The sequence below is a fragment of the Kribbella monticola genome (genome assembly GCF_003261635.1).
GTDB lineage: Bacteria > Actinomycetota > Actinomycetes > Propionibacteriales > Kribbellaceae > Kribbella > Kribbella monticola.
The window spans coordinates 81,766-97,311 of the sequence record NZ_QFXK01000022.1 but is presented as its reverse complement, the minus strand read 5'-3'; the positions used below and the strand labels follow the sequence as shown (position 1 = coordinate 97,311).

The window sequence follows — 15,546 nt, the reverse complement described above, 5'->3', positions numbered from 1 at the left end:
CTCTAGTCCCCTTCGACCCGCATCACACTGCTGACTTCTCGCACGATGTCCATGTCGCGCAGGGCCTCCACGGTCGCGGAGAGTGCGGCGTCGGTGGCGGTGTGGGTGACCACGACGAGCTGTGCCTCACCGCCGCGGCCTTCCTGCCGGACGGTCTGGATCGACACCCCGTGGTCGGAGAACGCAGTCGCCACCGCCGCCAGCACGCCGGCCTTGTCGGCCACGTCCAGCGACACGTGATAGCGAGTCAGCGCATCCCCCATCGGCCGGACGGCCCGCTGGGTGTACGACGACTCGCCGACCCCCGGCACACCCTTGAGCCGGTTGCGCGCGGCGGACACCAGATCCCCGAGGACAGCACTGGCCGTCGGGGCGCCGCCGGCACCACGACCATAGAACATCAGCTCGCCGGCCGCTTTGGATTCCACGAAAACGGCGTTGTAGGCGTCCCGGACCGAGGCCAGCGGGTGGTTCGACGGGATCATCGCCGGATAGACCCGGGCGCTGACCGAATCGGTCGCCTCGTCCAGCTCGCAGATCGCCAGCGACTTCACCACACAGCCCATCTCGCGGGCAGAGGCGATGTCGGTGGCGGACACCTCGGTGATGCCCTCGCGGTGCACGTCGGCGATGGAAACCCTGGTGTGGAAGGCCAAACTCGCCAGCAGCGCCGCCTTCGCGGCCGCGTCGAAGCCCTCGATGTCCGCGGTCGGATCGGCCTCGGCGTACCCGAGGGCCTGGGCCTCCTCGAGCGCCTCGTCGAAGCCGGCGCCGGTGGAGTCCATCTTGTCCAGGATGTAGTTGGTGGTGCCGTTGACGATGCCCATCACCCGGGTCACGTCGTCACCGGCCAGCGACTCGCGCAACGGCCGGAGGATCGGGATCGCCCCCGCGACGGCGGCCTCGAAGTACAGGTCGCGCTCGTACTTCTCCGCGGCGGCGAACAGGGTCGGGCCGTCCTCGGCGAGGAGCGCCTTGTTCGCCGTGATGACCGAGGCGCCGTTCTCGAGCGCGGTCAGGATGAGGCCGCGGGCCGGTTCGAGTCCGCCGATCACCTCGATGACGAGGTCCAGGTCGCCGCGGGAGACGAGCGCCTGGGCGTCGGTGGTGACGAGAGCAGGGTCGACCGCGATATCGCGGGCGCGGCCGGCCCGGCGTACGGCGATGCCCGCGATCTCCAGCGGCGCACCGACCCGGGCGGCGAGGTCGTCGGCGCGCTCGGTGAGGATCCGGACCACCTCGGTCCCGACCACGCCACAGCCCAGCAGTCCGACCTTCAGAGCCTTGCTCACTTCGCTGCCCCCATGTCGAGTGTCAGCATGTCGTCCTCGGTCTCGCGGCGGATGACGACGGTGGTCCGGCCGTCCTTCACAGCGATCACCGGCGGCCGCGGTACGTGGTTGTAGTTACTCGCCATGGACCGGCAGTACGCCCCGGTGCCCGGTACTGCGACGAGGTCGCCGGGCTGCACGTCCGAGGGGAGGAACTCGTCCTTGACGATGATGTCGCCCGACTCGCAGTGCTTGCCGACCACGCGGGCCAGCGTCGGGGCCGCATCGGAGTACCGGTTGGCGAGCGTGCAGGAGTAGTCGGCGTCGTACAGCGCGGTGCGGATGTTGTCGCTCATGCCGCCGTCGACGGAGACGTAGGTGCGTGAGGCGCCCGCGTCGAGCTCGACCTCCTTGACCGTGCCGACCGAGTAGACCGTGCACATGGCCGGCCCGACGATCGCGCGACCGGGCTCGATCGAGACCTTCGGCACCTCGACACCGAAGCCGCGGCACTCGTGCTCGACGATCTTGCCCATCTCGGTGGCCAGCTGCGCGGGATCGGCCGGATCGTCCTGGGTGGTGTAGGCGATCCCGAAGCCACCACCGAGATCGAGCTCCGGCATGTCCACACCGAGCTCGTCGGAAACCCTTGCGTGCAAGGCGATCACGCGCTTCGCGGCGACCTCGAACCCGGACGAGTCGAAGATCTGCGAACCGATGTGCGAGTGCAGCCCGAGCAGCTGCAGCTCCGGCGCTTCGTTGACCCGGGCAACGGCTTCGTACGCGGCGCCGGAGGTGATCGAGAAGCCGAACTTCTGGTCCTCGTGCGCGGTGGCGATGTACTCGTGGGTGTGTGCCTCGACGCCGGCGGTGACCCGGACCATCACCGGGGCGACCAGGTCGCGCTCGGCGGCCAGCTCGATCAGCCGGGAGATCTCGTCCTGGGAGTCCACGATGATCCGGCCGACGCCGGCCTCGAGAGCCCGGGTCAGCTCGGAGACTGACTTGTTGTTGCCGTGGAACCCGAGCCGCTTCGGGTCCGCCCCGGCCCGCAGCGCGACAGCGAGCTCGCCGCCTGAGCAGATGTCGAGGTTGAGCCCTTCCTCCATCACCCAGCGGACGACCGTCGTACAGAGGAACGCCTTGCCCGCGTAGTAGACGTCGAAGTCCTTGAAGCCCTCTTTGAAAGCGCGGGCGCGGGAGCGGAAGTCGTCCTCGTCCAGCACGTACGCCGGGCTGCCGTGCTCGGCGAGCAGGTCGCGGACATCGACCCCGCCGACCTCGAGCGCGCCTTCGGCGTTCTTCTTGGAGTTCGTCGACCACAGCTGGGTGACCAGGTCGTTGACGTTGCCCGGCGCCCGCAGCCACGGCGGTGCCTTGTGCCCGATGTCGGCGTGCAGGGTGCCCGCCTCGTGCGCCCTCACATCCGCTCCGGAGCGGAGACGCCGAGCAGGTCGAGCCCGTTGGCGAGGACGGTCCGGGTGGCGGCGACCAGGGTGAGCCGGGCCTGATGCACCGGCTCGACCTCCTCGTCGCCGCGTGGCAGCACTCGGCAGCTGTCATAGAACTTGTGGAAAGCCGAGGCGGTGTCTTCGAGGTATCGCGCGATGCGGTGCGGCTCGCGCAGCTCGGCGGCGGTCGCGACGACGCGCGGGAACTCGGCCAGCGCGCGCAGCAGATCGCCCTCGCGCTCATGGCTGAGCAGACCGGGCTCGAACTCGTCCAGCTTGATGCCGAGGTCGTCCGCGTTGCGCAGGATCGAAGCCAGCCGGGCGTGCGCGTACTGCACGTAGTACACCGGGTTCTCGCTGACCTGCCTGGTCATCTCCTCGATGTCCAGCGTCAGCGGTGAGTCGACCGGGTAGCGGCACAGCGTGTACCGCAGGGGGTCGACGCCTCCCTCTTCGACCAGCTCGGCCAGCGTGACGATGGTGCCGGCCCGCTTGGACAGCTTCATCTCCTCGCCGCCCTTGAGGATCTTCACCAGTTGGCCGATCAGGATCTCGATGTTGTGCTCGGGGTCGTCGCCGGCGCAGGCCGCGATCGCCTTGAGGCGGTTCACGTACCCGTGGTGGTCGGCGCCGAGCAGGTAGATGCAGACCTCGAAGCCCCGCTCGCGCTTGTTCACGTAGTACGCCGCGTCGGAAGCGAAGTACGTCGGCTCGCCGTTGGTCCGGATCAGCACCCGGTCCTTGTCGTCGGTGAAGTCGGTCGTGCGCATCCAGAGCGCGTCGTCCGCCTCGTAGAGGTGACCTTGCTCACGGAGCTTCTCGATCGCGTGGCCGACACCGTCCTGCTCGTGCAGGCTGCGCTCGGACATCCACACGTCGAACTTGGTCCGGAAGTGCTCGAGCTGGCTCTGCTGCTCCTTGAGCTGCCGCTCGTACCCCGCCTCACGGAAGGCGACGCTCTGCTCGGCGTCGGGCAGCATCATGATCGAGGGGACTTCCTCGACGATCTGCTTGGCCAGGTCGTTGATGTACTCCCCGTGATAGCCGTCCTCGGGGATCGGCTCACCGTGCGCGGCTGCCTTCAGCGAGGCGCCGAACTTGTCCATCTGTGCGCCGCGGTCGTTCACGTAGAACTCCCGGGTCACCTTCGCGCCGGCCGCGGTCAGCACCCGGGCCAGCGCGTCACCGACGGCGGCCCACCGGGTATGCCCCAGATGCAGCGGTCCGGTCGGGTTGGCGGAGATGAACTCCAGGTTGATCGGCTGACCCTTGAGCGAGTCACTGCCGCCGTACGCCGGTCCGGCCGCGAGGATCTGGGCGGCGATCTTGCCCTGGGCATCGGCCGCGACCTTCAGGTTGATGAAGCCCGGCCCGGCGATGTCGACCGCCGTGATCGCCTCGTCGTCCTGCAACCTGGCGGCGAGCAACTCGGCGAGCTTGCGCGGGTTGCCGAGGCTCGACCGCTTCCCGAGCTGCATGGCGACGTTGGTCGCGTAGTCCCCGTGCTCGGGGTTCTTGGGTCGCTCCACCTTCAGCTCACCCGGCAGCCCGCCGTCAACGGTGATGGTGCCGTCGTCGACGAGCGCGGTCAGGGCCTGCAGGATCTTCTCAGCGAGCTGTTCCGGAGTCACCGCCTCAGCCTAATGGCCCGCCGCCCAAACCCTTGCCCCACCATCCACAGCCCGGTACGAGCCTCACTCCCACGGGTTGATCAGCTCTATCCCGGTCTCGGCGAAGTCTTTGAGGTTCCGGGTAACCAAGACGGCCTTCTCCGCCCGGCAGATCGCGGCAATCTGAGCGTCATAGGTCTCGATCGGCAATCCGCTCCGGCTCCGGCCGAGCATCACCTGCGGATAGGCCTCGGCAGCCGCCGTGTCGAACGGGAGGATCTTGCCGTCGAACCAGCCGAAGACGTCCTCGGCAGCCTCCTGCAACAACGAGCGTCGCCGGCCGATCGGCACGCGCTCGATTCCCCACCGGATCTCGGCGACGGTGACGGCAGTGGTGCACAACCGATCGCGAGGCTGCTTCACGACCCAGTTCCAGACTGCGCCGTCCGGAGACGGTTTCATCAGTTCGGAGGCGACGTTGGTGTCGAACACGATCATCAGTCGAATTCCACGACCCGCGGTGTGCTGTTGCGTTCCGGCAGTTCGAGGTCGACGCCACCGACTTCGGCGAACCGTCGATGTAACGCCATCAGAAAGTTCTCGCCCGGATCTTCCTCACTGACCGCGTCGACGATGATCGCCCGCACTTCCGCCTCCATCGATCGACCGTGGCGCGCAGCCCTGACTCGCAGACGCTGCTTTATGTGATCATCGAGGTTACGTACAGTAATCACTGCCATGCAAATCACCTCTTGCCAGCAATGCTAGCAGTGCCAGCGTTGATGTCACGCGGGATGGAGGCGGAGGATGGCTGTGGGGCTGGTGATGGTGACCGTGGTGATCTTGAGTTTGTTGAGGCGGACGGTTTTGCCGGGTTGCTGGTTGGTGGCGCTGACGCTGCAGCAGGCGCTTCTGCCGCCGTAGTCGACGCCGCCGGCGCTGACCCGGGTGACGGTGAGGGTGGCGGAGCCGAAGAGCTTGGTCTTGACGGGGATCCGGGTGCCGGTCTTCACGTAGACCTCGCAGGTCCCGTCCGCGCACGCCTTCAGGTTGTTGCCGTCCGCGGCCTTCCGCGCGACCGGCTTCGCGGAAGGCTTGGCGCTCGGAGCCGAGACGCGCTGAGCGCTGCTCGGCGGCGGGTTACTGGTGTCGTCCTTGCCGGAACAAGCCGTCAGCAGGGCGACGGCTGCGGCGATGACTGCGACCGTGCGGATCATGGGTGAGACCTCCGTGAGTTCGGCGGCAGCCGAGCGCACGTCGTACGGCGAACTGCCCTGCCAACACAATCCGTACTACGGGCTGCCGCGTTACGGCCGCGGCCCATCTTTCGCCGTCACCTGGATCTTGACGTCCCGCTGCAACGGGGTGTCCCAGGCGGCCGGCTGCCCGTTCACCAGGACCGTGACTCCCCCACACGCGTCGCCGAGACACTTACCGTCGTACCGGACTCCCCACAGCTCGAAGAACTGTTTCAGGGTCGGGCGCTCGGCGGTGGTCTTCGCCTCGACGTACACGGTGCCGTCGGCAGCGTGCGTGTGAACGGCAGCCTGCTCGGCGCGACGCCGGTCGACGCCGATACCGGGCGGGACCTGGACGGACTTGCCGCCGACAGTGACGGCGATCTTGAGCGTGTACGGCGCCGGGCCGCTGAAGTCGAGCGGCAATCGCTCGAAGCCGGCCTTGTCGATGTACGAGACCGCGTCGCGCGGCGCATCCCACGGCGGCGGCCCGGCCCGGAACTCAGCAGGCCCGGGCGCCGCCGGACCGACCTGACAGCCGCCGACCAGCGGCAGCAGGCTCAGTACGGCGACCAGCGCCGGCACCCGGACTCTCATGCGGAGCAGGTTTTCACGCCCGCTCGCGCCGATCGCCTACCGGGTGCCTCAGTCCTCGGACGGCATCAGGGCCCAGAGCACGATGTAGATCAGGAACTGCGGGCCGGGCAGCAGGCAGCTGACCACGAAGATCAGGCGCATCACGTTCGGCGTCGTGCCGAAGCGACGCGCCAGGCCGGAACAGACACCGCCGATCCAGCGGTCGTTCTTCGGACGAACCAGTGCGCTAGCCATGATGAGTTTTCCTTTCAGCTGTGGGGTTACGACCACTATGACGCCGACTCACCACGCACAGATCCCGACGCGCAGAAGACCCAGGGCCGGTTCAGGGTCCTCCCCAATGCGGGACCTCATGGATATCCCTGCTAATGTTCTGCTCGTTCCTGAGCCCCCGTAGCTCAGGGGATAGAGCACCGCCCTCCGGAGGCGGGTGCGCAGGTTCGAATCCTGCCGGGGGCGCGGTCAATCTGGGCGGTCTGTACTCGCGGAGAGCGCGAGTAGGGATCGCCCGATGTGTTTTGTGGGGCCGCGGCCCCCACACCCCGCCCGGACGGGCTTCCCCCCGGCGGTGATTGCTAGGGACTTCCCAGGTGCGGGGACGCTGGGGTCGCCCGTCCGGTGAGTTCAGCCGCGCGTGCGGTCCTCGCCGGGCGTCACGCCGAAGGCCTTTCGGTAGGCGCGGGTGAAGTGGGCGGGGCTGGTGTAGCCGATCTGGTAGGCGACCTCGGCCGCCGTCAGCGCCTGTGTCCGCAACAGCACGCGGGCCTGTTGGAGGCGGATCTCCTTCTGGAACTGGATCGGGGTCATCGAGGTGGCGGCGCGGAAGTGGCGGTGGAAGGTGGACGGGCTCATGCCGGCCAACTCGGCCAGGTCCGCGACCAGGAGGGGTTCGTTGTGGTGGGTGCGGATCCAGCGGATCGCCGTCGAGATGTGGGCTAGCATGCCGTCGGCGAGACCGATCTGCCGGACCAGCGCGCCCTGTTCGCCGGTCAGCAGGCGCCATAGGATCTCCCGCCGGATCCCCGGCGCCAGGACCCGTACGTCGTCCGGCCGGTCGGCGATCCGCAGGAGTCGCACGACAGGATCGAGCAAGTCCGTCGTCGCGTCGCTGACCACCAGACCGCCGTACTGCGGTGGGCGGGCCGGCGCCTCGAGCAGCAGCGGTGCGATCTCCACCGGGTCGAGCCGGAGGCTGACCACGGCGAACGGCTCCTCCCGGCTCGCCTTCAGTGCCTGGCCGATCACCGGCAGATCCAGTGACGCGACGAGGAACTGGCCCGCGCGGTACTCATAGGCCACACCGTTGAGCGTCGTCCGTTTGATGCCAGAGGCAACGATTGCGACCGACGGTTCGGCCACGCCCGCGGTCGGCTCGGTCGGTTCGTCGAGCTTGCTCACCTGGACGCCGTCGATCACGTGCCGGCTGTGCCCGCGCTGCCCGGCGGCATGCCGGATGATCAGCGTCCGAAGTTCGTCGAGCAGGTCCACTCCCCCAGTCTGCGCCCCACGTCAACTGCCAAGTCGGCAGGATCGCGCAAGCCGGCGCCAGCATGAGGCTCACACTTCGGCGCCTCCCGATGCTGTCATCGAAGGGTCAGCAAATCGGGCAGAAAGGCAGCGATTCCCATGCAACGCAGAATCCTCGGCGCAACCGGCATCTCGGTCGCGGACGTCGCCCTCGGCGCGATGATGTTCGGCGCGATGGGCAACCCGGACCACGAGGACTCGGTCCGGATCATCCAGCGCGCCCTGGACGCCGGGATCAACCTGATCGACACCGCCGACGTGTACTCCGGTGGCGAGTCCGAGGAGATCGTCGGTACGGCGATCAGGACCCGGCGCGACGACGTGGTCCTGGCGAGCAAGTTCGGCCTGCCGATGGGTGCCGACCCGAACCAGCGCGGCGCCTCCCGGCGCTGGATCGTCCGATCCGTCGAGAACAGCCTCCGCCGGCTCGGCACCGACCACCTCGACCTCTACCAGCTCCACCGCCCGGACCACGAAACCGATCTCGGCGAGACGCTGGCGGCGTTGTCCGATCTCGTCCAAGCGGGGAAGATCCTGGCTTTCGGGTCGTCGATGTTCCCGGCCGAGACGATCGTCGAGGGCCAGTGGGCCGCGGAGCGGCGGAGTACGCACCGGTTCTTGACCGAGCAGACCATGTACTCGATCTTCACCCGTCGCCCCGAAGGGTCCGTCTTCCCGGTGACCGAGCGGTACGGCGTCGGCGTCCTCACCTTCAGTCCGTTGAACGGTGGCTGGTTGTCGGGCCGCGCGGACCTCACTTCGTCGCACCGGGCGTCGACACGTCCCTCCAGCTACGACCCGAGCACTCCGACCGGCCAGGCGAAGGCGGCGGCGGTCGCCAAGCTCACGACGCTGGCCGACGAGGCCGGGATGACGCTGCCACAGTTGGCCATCGCGTTCGTCCGGGCGCATCCCGCCGTGACGTCCGTCCTGATCGGCCCGCGAACCCAGGAGCAACTCGACAGCCTGCTCCCCGCCGCCCAACTCGACCTGACCCCCGAGCTCCTCGACCGGATCGACGAGATCGTCCCGCCCGGCACCGAACTGGACCCGGCCGACAACTACCACGCCACGCCACCCGCGATCGAACACGCACACCTACGCCGCCGCTGACGAGTCAGAACGCCTACCGACGGCTTCTCGCGAACGGCTTCGAACCGCGACAGCTGCTCAAGCGGCACGGGTGAAGCGGTTGGCTGTTGGGCCGGTCAGGTGGCCGGGTGGGAGTAGGCGGCCGCAGAGGACGAGGAGTAGGTGCTGGGCGGTGCCGGTGAGCGGCTCGCCGGCACCGTAGGTCCAGTCCAGGTCGGTGGCACGGAGCTGGATGCCGGTGAGGTCCACTCCGAAGTACTTGAGCTGCCGCGGACTCGTGCCGTCGAGGACGAGCCGCATCCGCTCCGCGGGGACCTGGCGATCGATGCCGAGGGCAACGGTGAGGTCGAGGCCGTGGATCACGTCGTGCGACAACGCGCCCTGGTCGCCACCACCGGGTGGCTTCCAGGGATTCTCGAGGTTCTGCCGCAAGATCTCGATCAGCTCGCCCGGTGAGAGCGCAGCCGCCTCACTGCGGGCATACCGGTCCGCCAGCCGGTCGAACCTGCCGCGCGCCTTCACCATCCCGAGCAAGAAGCTCGCCGTCGACATGCGGTACGGCATCACGATGTGCGCCACCAGCTCCCGTACCCGCCAGCCTTCGCACAGCGTCGGCCTGTCCCAGTCGGCCGCGGGCAGTTCTTCCAGCAGTACGGCGAGGTCGGCCCGCTCCCCTGTCACCGCAGTTCTGATGTCCGTCATACCCGACCGACGAACGGCTTCCGCCCGGACGGACAGCTACTGCGAAACCTCTTCCAGCCGTCGGGCGAGGTACCGGCGCTCGGCCTCGGTCGTAGCCAGCTCGAGGGCTTCGCGGTACGCCGTTGCCGCCTCGGCCAGGCGTCCGAGGCGTCGGAGGAAGTCGGCGCGGGTGGCGGGTAGGAGGTGGTAGCCGGTCAGTGGGCCGGCTGCCAGCTGTTCCAGCAGCCGCAGGCCGACGGCTGGACCGTCCGCCATACCGATCGCTACGGCGCGGTTGAGTGCGATCACCGGGGTTTGCTTGAGCTGTCCGTACAGAGCGGCGATCTGGGGCCAGTCGGTGTCTGCTGCGGTACGAGCCGTCGCGTGGCAGGCGGCGATGGCCGCCTGCACCTGGTACGGGCCGGGCGTCCCGCGGGCCAGCGTTGCATCGAGCAACTCCACACCCTCGGTGATCTGCGCGTGGTCCCACCTAGTGCGGTCCTGCTCGTCCAGTGTCACCAGTACGCCGTCCGCGCTCAGCCGGGTGTCGCGTCGCGCGTCGTGCAGCAGCATGAGTGCAAGGAGTCCACAGGCCTCCGGTTCGTCCGGCATGAGCTGCACCAGCAGCCTCGCCAGCCTGATCGCCTCACCACTCAGGCTGCTCCGTACTACGTCGGAGTACCCCTCGTTGAACAGCAGGTAGAGCACAGCGAGTACTGCGGGCGTCCGCTCGGGCAGCAGATGCGCGGGCGGCACGCGGTACGGGATACCGGCGTACTGGATCTTCTGTCGGGCCCTGGTGAGCCGCTTCGACATGGTGGCCTCTGGGACCAGGAATGCGCGGGCGATCTCCGCAGTACTCAGTCCGGCGAGTGTCCGCAGCGTCAGCGCGACTCGCGCCTCCATGGCCAGCGCCGGGTGGCAGCAGGTGAACATCAGCCGCAGCCGGTCGTCCGGCACGTCGTACGCCGGTTCGGGTTCGTCGCTCATCGCAGCCACCTCCTTGAGCTTGGCGGCCCCCACCGCTTCGCGGCGCAGCCAGTCGATCGCACGGTTGCGTGCGGTGGTGGTCAGCCAGGCACCCGGCTTACGCGGTACGCCGTCGCGGGGCCAGCGCTCCAGAGCGGCCGCGAACGCCTCCTGCGCGCACTCCTCGGCCAGCTCCCAGTCACCGGTCAGGCGGATCAGCGTGGCGACCACCTGGCCCCACTCCTGCCGGTAGACGTCCTCGAACTTCACGTCGGCGGGAACTCCAGCACCGGCCGGATCTCGATCGTGCCGTAGCCGGCCGCCGGGTGCTTGGCGGCGATCTCGATCGCCTCGTCGAGATCGGTGCAGTCGATCAGCACGAAGCCACCGATCTGCTCCTTCGTCTCGGCGAACGGGCCGTCGGTGATCCGCAACTCGTCGTCGCGGACCCGCACGGTGGTCGCCTCGCGCGGCGGTCGCAGCCCGGCGCCGCCCGTGATCACCCCGCGCTCCGTCATCTCCTCCGTCCACCCGCCGCACCCCGCGTCGGCGTACTCCTCGGCGGACTCGTCGCCGCAGATCATCAGCAGATACTTCATCGATCTCTCCTCCAGTCGGCCCGTCAACCCACCGACGAACAACAACCCACCGATCCGGACACCTTTCCACCAGCATCCTCGCCGCCGCTGCCGCTGGGTGGTAATTGGCTGGTCCGTTCGTGGAGTCGGGGGTTTGATGTGGTGCATGGCCGACATCCACGGCAGCTGCGGCGGGCGGTTCGAGGCGGTGCGCTACGCACTGGCGAAGTCCCTCGACACCGTGGACGTCGGCGCGTCCGCCGCTGTCTATGTCGGCGACGAACTGGTGGTCGACCTCTGGGGCGGGTACGCCGACGCCGAGCGCACCCGGCCGTGGGAGCGGGACACGATCACCTGCGTCTGGTCCACCACCAAGACGATGAGCGCCCTGTGCGTGTTGATCCTGGCCGACCGTGGCGTCCTAGACCTGGACGCGCCAGTGGCGGCGTACTGGCCCGAATTCGGTGCCGCAGGCAAGGAAACGGTCCTGCTCAGGCACGTGCTCGGGCACACCGCTGGCCTGCCGACCTGGCAGCAGCCGCTGCGAACCGAGCAGCTCTACGACTGGTCGACGATGACAAGCTTGCTGGCTGAGCAGGCGCCCAGCTCGGTGCCGGGTGAGGTGGGTGCCTACCACGCGATCACCCAGGGATACCTGATCGGCGAGGTCGTCCGCCGCGTCACCGGCCGCAGCCTGCCGACCTTCTTCGCCGACGACGTCGCCGGGCCGCTCGGTGCCGATTTCCACCTGGGAGTGTCACCCGAGGACGATCACCGCGTCGCTCCGATCATCCCGGCACTGAGCAGGGCACCGGAGTTGTTGTCGCGGGGTGAGGCCAACCCGCCTGTCCCGGCCGACGTCGCCAACACCGCGGCGTGGCGCCGGGCGAACATCCCCTCCGCCAACGGGTTCGGGAACGCCCGGTCCGTTGCCAGGGTGCAATCGATGCTGGCCTGTGGTGGGGAGGCTGGTGTCGTGCGGCTGCTGTCGTGTCGCAGGCAGGCTGCGAACGCGTGCTGGAGGAGCAGTTCGCCGGCCTGGACGAAGTACTGGGCCTGAACATCCACTACGGAATGGGCTACGGGCTGCAAGGACGGGCGTGCTCCTGGGGCGGCTGGGGTGGGTCGCTCGTGTACGTCGATCTCGACACCCGGCTCACCGTCGCCTACGTGATGAACCAGATGGTGGAGGAAGGACCGCTCGGAGACGAACGCGGGCTGGAGATTCTGATGGCTGCTTACGAGGGACTCACGAACACCGCTTGAGTGCGCTCCCCGGGTCACCTGAGGTGCCTACACTGAAACCGTTTGTGGCCTGTGGTGTGAGTGTCATCCGTAGGAGGACCGAGAATGCCCGACTCCCGTACCCAGACGATCGCCTACCCCGCTCCCGGCGCCCGTCCGTCGCGGCGGGATCTGGAGCCGCTGGCACCGCACGTGATCGTGTTGTTCGGCGCGACCGGCGACCTGGCCAAACGCAAACTGCTGCCCGGGCTGGCGTATCTGCAGCAGTCGAAGTTCGCGCCGGACGTCTGGATCATCGGTACGGCGACCGAGGACCTGACCACCGAGGAGTTCCGGGAGCGGGCCCGCAAGGCGGTCGACACCTTCGGCACCCACAAGATCACCGACGAGGACTGGGCGCGGTTCTGCGAACGCCTCACCTACGTACCGACCACGGCCGGCCCGGACGCCCTGGCCGCCGCTGTGAAGGAGGCCGAGACGGCGCTCGGCCCCGAGACCCGGCGGCTGCACTACCTGTCGGTGCCACCGAAGGCCGCGCGCTCGGTGATCCAGATGCTCCGGGACGCCGACCTGGTCGACCGGGCCCGGGTGGTGATGGAGAAGCCGTTCGGTGACAACCTGCAGAGCGCGATCGAGCTGAACGACTTCGTGCACGAGACGTTCGACGAGGCGCAGATCTTCCGGATCGACCACTTCCTCGGCAAGGAGGCCGCGCAGAACATCCTCGCGTTCCGGTTCGCCAACGGGCTGTTCGAGCCGATCTGGAACCGCAACTTCATCGACCACGTGCAGATCGACATCCCCGAGTCGCTCGGCCTCGACCAGCGGGCCACCTTCTACGAACCGACCGGCGCCTTCAAGGACATGGTCGTCACGCACCTGCTGCAGGTGCTCGCGTTCGTCGCGATGGAGCCGCCGACCGCGCTGGAGCCGCGCGCGATCTCGGAGGAGAAGAACAAGGTCTTCCGCTCGATGCTGCCGATCCGCCCCGAGGACGTCGTACGGGGTCAGTACGGCGGTTACCGGTCCGAGGAAGGGGTCGCGCCGGACTCCGACACCGAGACGTTCATCGCGATGAAGGTCGGGATCGACAACTGGCGCTGGGCCGGGGTGCCGTTCTACCTGCGCACCGGCAAGAAGATGGCCGAGGGGATGCGGATCATCTCGATCGCCTTCAAGGAGGCGCCGAAGACGATGTTCCCGTCGGGCTCCGGGGTCGGGTCGCAGGGCCCGGACCACCTGACCTTCGACCTGGCCGACTCGTCGCGGGTGTCGCTGTCGTTCTACGGCAAGCGGCCCGGCCCGGGGATGCGGCTGGAGAAGTTGTCGATGCAGTTCTCGACGCAGGAGACGGAGACGGCAGGCGACGTACTGGAGGCGTACGAGCGACTCATCCTCGACGCGATGCGCGGTGACCACACGCTCTTCACGACAGCCGAGGGCATCGAGTCGCTGTGGGAGAACTCGACGTTGCTGCTCGAGGACCCACCGCCGGTGAAGCCCTACGCGCCCGGCACCTGGGGGCCGAACGCGATCCACCAGCTCATCGCGCCACGCGCCTGGCGGCTTCCCTTCGAGCGTGAATGGCGCGAAGGGAAGCCGCGCTGACGGTATCGGTCAGAAGGCGGCGGCGACGGGGATGACGTCGGCGCCGATGCGCTCCAGCGCGTCCAGGTCGGGCAGCGTCGGTACGCCGCCGATGGCCGCGTCGAAGCCGAGTTCGTGCAACCGGCCGAGTTCGTCGACGAGTTCGGCGGTCTTCTCGCCGTTCGCGCCGGTGTCCAGCGTCTGGTAGACGGTCTTGGTGATCTCGTCGTAGTCGCGGCCCTCGTTCTCGCAGTGCTGCTTGAGCACCTCGAGCTTGTGCGCCACGTCCGGCGTGTTGAACAGGTTGCAGGCATCGCCGTACTTCGCGACGAAGCGCAACGTCTTCTTCTCGCCGCCGCCACCGACCATGATCGGCGGGTGCGGCTTGCTCAGCGCCTGCGGAACGTTCATCAACCGCTCGGCCTGATAATGCTTGCCCTCGAACGGGCCGTCGTCGTCGGACCACATCTGCAGCACGTAGCGCAGCGTCTCCTCCAGCCGCTCGAACCGCTCGGCGAGCGGCGGGAACGGGAAGCCGAGCCCCCGGGACTCCTCCTCGTTCCAGCCCGCGCCGATGCCCAGTACCGCGCGGCCGCCGGACAGCACGTCGAGCGTGGTGACCGCCTTCGCGAGCAGCGCCGGCTCGCGGTAGTGCACGCCGGTGATCACGGTGAGCAACTTGGCCCGCTGGGTGTTGGCGGCCAGGAAGCCGAGCGTCGTGTACGCCTCCAGCATGTCGTTCTCGACCGGACCGACGGCACTGATCTGGAAGAAGTGGTCCATCACCGCGAGATAGCCGAAGCCGGCGCGATCGGCGGTCCGGGCCACCTCGGCGAGTTCGGCACCGAGCGCGGACACGCCGTTCGGCCAGGTGAAGTCGGGAACCTGCAGACCGATTTCCATCAGGGATGTCCTCCAAGCGAAGCAGGCGGGACCGGGAGTCCCGCACCAACTGCCAACCGCCGGTCGCGGCGATCTAATCCCCAGAAACGGAGTTTCCTCCGATTTTCTCCGCGACGCACGCCGGCGCCGCGTCAGGCTGACCTGCGGCGGGGGGCGGGGGCGGGCCGGCGGAGGGTGTCGATGGCGTCGGTGAGGGCGATCTGGAGGTAGCTGATCCGGTCGGTGGCCTGCAGCATGCCGGCGCCACCGGTCACGGCGGTCAGGATCGAAGTTGCCGCAACCCGCGGATCGACGCCGGGATCCGCCTCACCGGAGTCCTTGAGCGCCTGCACGCCGGCCACCAGATAGCCCTGCCAGCGATCGAGGAGATTCGCGTGAATCTCCCGCGTCGCCGGGTCCCCGGTCCCGAGCTGCGCGGTCAGCGCGGAGAGCGGGCAGCGCTGGCGCTGCGCGTCGTAGATCTGGATCACCCGCCGCCGCCAGGCCTGCCACTTCCGCCAACTGGTCAGGTCGGCCAGCTGCGGCAGCTGCTCCGCGATCACCTGCTCGGCCTCGAACTTCGCGACCGCGAGCATCAGATCGGCCTTACCGGCCGGGAAGTAGTGGAACAACTGGCTCTTGCTGGTCGCCGTGGCCGCCCGGATGTCGTCGAGACCGACATTCGGTACGCCGTCCGCACGGATCAGCAAAGCCGCACCCTCGACGATCCGCTGCCGGGTCGCCGCGCCTTTCGCCGTGAGTGCTCGCTCCATGGGCTTCACCCTACCTATTGGACCGCGCGGTCCATTCTTCATGCT

At 68.3% G+C, this 15,546-nt stretch carries 18 protein-coding genes and 1 tRNA gene; 5 read left to right on the top strand and 14 right to left on the bottom strand.

The genetic code is table 11. From position 1 onward, the window contains the following. Positions 1 to 2 precede the first annotated feature (2 nt). The 8 genes from DIZ26_RS09550 to DIZ26_RS09515 form a co-directional block, all read right to left on the bottom strand. Positions 3 to 1,292 (bottom strand): homoserine dehydrogenase, encoded by a 1,290-nt coding sequence (locus DIZ26_RS09550; RefSeq protein ID WP_112239484.1) that lies wholly within the window; start codon positions 1,290 to 1,292, stop codon positions 3 to 5. Then, positions 1,289 to 2,695 carry a diaminopimelate decarboxylase gene (gene lysA, locus DIZ26_RS09545; RefSeq protein ID WP_112239482.1) on the bottom strand — a complete coding sequence of 469 codons (1,407 nt, stop codon included), beginning with the start codon at positions 2,693 to 2,695 and terminating at the stop codon, positions 1,289 to 1,291. Before lysA ends, DIZ26_RS09550 begins: the two co-directional genes overlap by 4 nt. Continuing rightward, the gene (gene argS / locus DIZ26_RS09540; protein WP_112239480.1) at positions 2,692 to 4,353 is read right to left on the bottom strand and encodes an arginine--tRNA ligase; all 1,662 of its coding nucleotides are present in this window, start codon (positions 4,351 to 4,353) and stop codon (positions 2,692 to 2,694) included. Before argS ends, lysA begins: the two co-directional genes overlap by 4 nt. Positions 4,354 to 4,416: 63 nt before the next feature. Beyond that, the gene (locus DIZ26_RS09535; RefSeq protein ID WP_112239478.1) at positions 4,417 to 4,830 is read right to left on the bottom strand and encodes a type II toxin-antitoxin system VapC family toxin; all 414 of its coding nucleotides are present in this window, start codon (positions 4,828 to 4,830) and stop codon (positions 4,417 to 4,419) included. Then, positions 4,830 to 5,072 (bottom strand): FitA-like ribbon-helix-helix domain-containing protein, encoded by a 243-nt coding sequence (locus tag DIZ26_RS09530; RefSeq protein WP_112239475.1) that lies wholly within the window; start codon positions 5,070 to 5,072, stop codon positions 4,830 to 4,832. The genes DIZ26_RS09535 and DIZ26_RS09530 overlap by 1 nt, the downstream gene beginning before the upstream one ends. Positions 5,073 to 5,117: 45 nt before the next feature. Further along, the gene (locus DIZ26_RS09525) at positions 5,118 to 5,549 is read right to left on the bottom strand and encodes a hypothetical protein (RefSeq protein ID WP_157979662.1); all 432 of its coding nucleotides are present in this window, start codon (positions 5,547 to 5,549) and stop codon (positions 5,118 to 5,120) included. 90 nt (positions 5,550 to 5,639) lie between these two features. Further along, a complete protein-coding gene (locus tag DIZ26_RS09520; protein ID WP_112239471.1) occupies positions 5,640 to 6,167 on the bottom strand; it encodes a hypothetical protein in 528 nt (175 codons plus the stop codon). 48 nt (positions 6,168 to 6,215) lie between these two features. Further along, positions 6,216 to 6,401 carry a PspC domain-containing protein gene (locus DIZ26_RS09515; RefSeq protein ID WP_112239469.1) on the bottom strand — a complete coding sequence of 62 codons (186 nt, stop codon included), beginning with the start codon at positions 6,399 to 6,401 and terminating at the stop codon, positions 6,216 to 6,218. A 153-nt stretch (positions 6,402 to 6,554) separates the two neighbouring features. Here DIZ26_RS09515 and DIZ26_RS09510 point away from each other — a divergent pair. Next, a tRNA-Arg gene (locus DIZ26_RS09510) sits at positions 6,555 to 6,626 on the top strand. A gap of 165 nt (positions 6,627 to 6,791) precedes the next feature. On the opposite strand, the gene DIZ26_RS09505 is transcribed toward DIZ26_RS09510, so the two are convergent. Next, complete coding sequence (locus DIZ26_RS09505) at positions 6,792 to 7,655, bottom strand: AraC family transcriptional regulator (protein WP_112239467.1); 864 nt, start codon at positions 7,653 to 7,655, stop codon at positions 6,792 to 6,794. 138 nt (positions 7,656 to 7,793) lie between these two features. Between DIZ26_RS09505 and DIZ26_RS09500 the strand changes: the two genes are divergently transcribed. Further along, on the top strand, positions 7,794 to 8,807 hold the full coding sequence (locus tag DIZ26_RS09500) for an aldo/keto reductase (RefSeq protein ID WP_112239465.1): 1,014 nt from the start codon (positions 7,794 to 7,796) through the stop codon (positions 8,805 to 8,807). A gap of 57 nt (positions 8,808 to 8,864) precedes the next feature. Here the strand turns inward: DIZ26_RS09500 and DIZ26_RS09495 are convergent, their stop codons facing one another. The 3 genes from DIZ26_RS09495 to DIZ26_RS37805 are packed head-to-tail and all read right to left on the bottom strand — an operon-like array spanning position 8,865 to position 11,035. Further along, positions 8,865 to 9,488 (bottom strand): maleylpyruvate isomerase family mycothiol-dependent enzyme, encoded by a 624-nt coding sequence (locus DIZ26_RS09495; RefSeq protein WP_112239463.1) that lies wholly within the window; start codon positions 9,486 to 9,488, stop codon positions 8,865 to 8,867. A gap of 36 nt (positions 9,489 to 9,524) precedes the next feature. Continuing rightward, entirely contained in the window at positions 9,525 to 10,706 is a 1,182-nt protein-coding gene (locus DIZ26_RS09490) for an RNA polymerase sigma factor (protein WP_198676018.1), read from the bottom strand. Continuing rightward, positions 10,703 to 11,035: a YciI family protein gene (locus DIZ26_RS37805; protein WP_198676017.1), complete on the bottom strand. Its 333-nt coding sequence runs from the start codon at positions 11,033 to 11,035 to the stop codon at positions 10,703 to 10,705. The genes DIZ26_RS09490 and DIZ26_RS37805 overlap by 4 nt, the downstream gene beginning before the upstream one ends. Before the next feature lie 145 nt (positions 11,036 to 11,180). Between DIZ26_RS37805 and DIZ26_RS09485 the strand changes: the two genes are divergently transcribed. The 3 genes from DIZ26_RS09485 to zwf all read left to right on the top strand — a co-directional run bounded on the left by DIZ26_RS09485 (position 11,181) and on the right by zwf (position 13,867). Then, complete coding sequence (locus tag DIZ26_RS09485) at positions 11,181 to 12,074, top strand: serine hydrolase domain-containing protein (protein ID WP_198676016.1); 894 nt, start codon at positions 11,181 to 11,183, stop codon at positions 12,072 to 12,074. After that, positions 12,029 to 12,280 (top strand): serine hydrolase family protein, encoded by a 252-nt coding sequence (locus DIZ26_RS38585; RefSeq protein WP_198676015.1) that lies wholly within the window; start codon positions 12,029 to 12,031, stop codon positions 12,278 to 12,280. Before DIZ26_RS09485 ends, DIZ26_RS38585 begins: the two co-directional genes overlap by 46 nt. 84 nt (positions 12,281 to 12,364) lie before the next feature. Continuing rightward, the gene (gene zwf / locus DIZ26_RS09480; protein WP_112239459.1) at positions 12,365 to 13,867 is read left to right on the top strand and encodes a glucose-6-phosphate dehydrogenase; all 1,503 of its coding nucleotides are present in this window, start codon (positions 12,365 to 12,367) and stop codon (positions 13,865 to 13,867) included. 9 nt (positions 13,868 to 13,876) lie between these two features. Here the strand turns inward: zwf and DIZ26_RS09475 are convergent, their stop codons facing one another. Both DIZ26_RS09475 and DIZ26_RS09470 read right to left on the bottom strand, forming a co-directional pair. Next, complete coding sequence (locus DIZ26_RS09475; protein ID WP_112239457.1) at positions 13,877 to 14,749, bottom strand: LLM class F420-dependent oxidoreductase; 873 nt, start codon at positions 14,747 to 14,749, stop codon at positions 13,877 to 13,879. Positions 14,750 to 14,880: 131 nt separating this feature from the next. Continuing rightward, positions 14,881 to 15,501 (bottom strand): TetR/AcrR family transcriptional regulator, encoded by a 621-nt coding sequence (locus DIZ26_RS09470; protein WP_112239455.1) that lies wholly within the window; start codon positions 15,499 to 15,501, stop codon positions 14,881 to 14,883. Positions 15,502 to 15,546: the final 45 nt, after the last annotated feature.